Source organism: Candidatus Hydrogenedentota bacterium (genome assembly GCA_018005585.1).
In the GTDB taxonomy this organism is placed as follows: Bacteria; Hydrogenedentota; Hydrogenedentia; order Hydrogenedentales; family JAGMZX01; genus JAGMZX01.
Map to the genome: position 1 here is coordinate 1 of JAGMZX010000286.1, position 2991 is coordinate 2991.

The window sequence follows — 2991 nt, forward strand, 5'->3', positions numbered from 1 at the left end:
CGCGGCGATGATGATGTCGCAGAAGTCCCGGCCAATGAAGACGGGTATCCACTCGTTGACCGTGGCCGTGAGGAAGTAGATGCCGTCCGATTCCACTATGCGATAGCGCGAACGCATGGACGATAGGGTAATACAAAGCGAAGCTTTTCAGAAAAACGCGTTCCCAAGTGCAACTTGGGAACGAGTCAACGATTCGTATGCCGCAGGAACCAGACCGTGAAATCATACAAACACACCAACACCCCCGGCTCAGGCGAAACCGGCCTCTTTCGCATACATAAACCTCCAAAAACCGCCGCCGACAAAGGGGGGGAAGCCCCCCTCTGTACTTCCCCCCGTCAGAGGGTAAAGGGAAAAAGAGTCAAAGGGAAACTACGCGGAGGGAACGCGAACCACCCGGAAACCGTAGTCGTCGTCCCGGTTCTCCGGGTTGCCCCCGAACCGGTTCGCCGAACGGCAGCCCCCGGGATCGCTGCCCCAGGAGCCGCCCCGCAAGACGCGAAGCCCAATCGACGGGTACTCGCCGTACCAATCCCCGCACCATTCGCACACGTTCCCGTGCATGTCGTGCAAACCCCAGGCGTTTGCCGGAAACTGTGCTACCATAACAGTCTTCCTTCTAGAAACTCCTTTCTGACCGTTGCCGTAGACTTCATCCGCGTCGTAATTCACTTGCTCTGCCGAGATTGTGTTCCCGAAATGGAAGGGCGTTGTAGTTCCGGCGCGGCAGGCGTATTCCCATTCCGCTTCCGTGGGGAGGCGGAATCCGCCCCCGGCTATCCGCTGATTCAATTTCTCGATAAACTCCTGGCAGTCTTCCAAGGACACGTTCTCGACGGGCAGCCGGGGATCGCCCTTGAAAGAGCTCGGGTTGCTCCCCATCAGCCGCTCCCATTGGCCCTGCATGACCTCATATTTCCCCATCCAGAAGCCCTGGGTCAGCGTTACTTCGTGCTGCGTTTCGTCATTGCCGCGCCCTTCCTCGCTGGCCGGGCTGCCCATCAAGAACGTCCCCGGCGGTATGAAGACCAACCGCAGGACCACGCCACCGCCAAGGTCCACGGACATCTCGCCCTTTGCGCGTCCGGCTTCTTCCGCGGCAGCGCGGAACCGGGTTGACGCTTCCTGGTAGAGTTGCTCCGCGCCAGGGTCGGGCTCCTTAGCTGCGGCTTCTTCCGTCTTCGCCATCGCTTGCGCGTACCGGATTTTCGCAGCCTCTTTTGCATCCAGCGCATCCGCATGCGCGCGCGCCTGCTCCATCTGCGCACGGGCGTCCGCAATGCGCTTGAGCAGCGCCTCCGTCTCGTTGGCAATGCGCGTCGCCTCGCGGTATTGCGCCGCTGCGCTTTCGTAGCCCGTCACGGCCCCGTCAAACTGCTCCTGCGCGTCCTGTTGTTCCGCATGCTGAAACGCCGCGTCCGCCTTTGTGAGTTGCGCAATGGCGTGGCGTTCCGCCCCCGCCGCGAGTGCGGCCTGTTTCTCCTGGGCCGCCTTTTGGCGCGCCCCGCTCGCGTCCGTGGCGGTCTTGCTGGGCTTCGCGGGCGGGGCCGCGGGTTCGGGTCGCGTTTCGGTCTTCGGCGGAGAGGATGGCGGCTTGCCGGGCACCGTCTGTGGTTTCGGCGTGGGCGGAGTCCCCTGCGCTTTCGCGGTTGGCCCCACAGGCGGTGGGGGAGGCGCGGTCACCTGCGGGGTCTCCCCTCGCTGGAGCAGGATTGTCAGCAGGAGCAGCGCGAGGGCTGCCGCGAGCGCCAGCATTATCCAACTTGCGCGCAAGCCTAGCTTCTGTTCCAGGTATTCGTGCCGTGACCCTTCAAACTGGGGAACTTTTGGTTGAACTTGCGCGGGGGGCGGAACGAAGGCTGCCTTTACCGCGGGGCATGCGGCTGGCGCGGGCGTTGCGGCCGCGGCCTCGCGGCCCTCGGCCAGAAGAATGCCCGCGCCGGCCTCGCAGGAGTAACCGGGAACCTGTTCGGGTGCGTGCGCGCGCATCCGCTCCGCCACGTTGCCGGCGATGAAGCTCTCATTGACGCGCACCGGCTTGCCCGCATGCAGGCGCTCCAGAACGCATTGTTCGAGCGCCCAGGTAAATGCGCCCGCCTTGAGCTCAGGAACTTCGCCCGCATGGGCGCCGTCGCGGCAGGAATACACCGTGACGCACGCGCCACGGCCATGCTGCGCCTTTTCGCGGCCCAGGTCGCGCAGCCGCGTCTCGCCGTCCATAACGCCTAACGCCAGTGCGTCGCGCCGCCGGAGGTGCTCGGGCAGCAACACGCTGCGGCACGTGTCGAACAGGAACAGACAATCGAAATCCCGCGGCCCCACCGCAGAACGCAGGAACGCATCCGTAACGGTCCCGTTCGTGTCGTCGGTCGTCAGCACAGTCTTGTCCGCCTGCGGACACAGCAGCAGGTACTTGCCGCTCGTCTGTCTTTTCCCATGACCGGCGAAGTAGAAGACGAACAGGTCCCCGCGCCCGAGACCGCTGATGCGTTGCCGCACCGCCTCGCGCACCTCGTCATCCGAGGGATTCCGGAGCAGGTCGATGCTGTCGAAGGACGTCTGTTCCGCAATGCGATGGAACAGGCGGTCCATGCGAATGGCGTCGTCGACGGCATGTTGGAGCGGGACGAAGTCCCACGGCGCCTTGCCATCGACCCCGACGATGACTGCTCGACGTTTCATACCCGCGACTTCCTCCATAACACCCTGTGACCCGATAGTATACAGCATAATCGCCGACGCGGGCGCGACACGCGCCAGACACAGCCGGGGCGCTTCCAAGGTCTATGTCGCGCGCGGGGGCTGGTCGCTTTCACGTGGTGTGGCATGGGCATCTTGCCCGTGGTCTTCAAGCACGGGCGGGACGCCCGTGCCCTGGTGTTTGGCCCTTGACTAGATTTTGGCGCGGTCTTTTCTTTTTTCTCTTGCTTTTTCCGGAGTTTTCTCATAGACTATGCTCTAGTAAATATGCTAGAGCATAGGAAGGAGCAA

The 2991-nt window shown here is 63.2% G+C and carries 1 protein-coding gene; it reads right to left on the reverse strand.

Annotated elements, in window-relative coordinates; translation table 11 throughout:
• Nucleotides 1-372 precede the first annotated feature (372 nt).
• Entirely contained in the window at nt 373-2682 is a 2310-nt protein-coding gene (locus KA184_23815; GenBank protein MBP8132619.1) for an SUMF1/EgtB/PvdO family nonheme iron enzyme, read from the reverse strand.
• Nucleotides 2683-2991 lie beyond the last annotated feature (309 nt).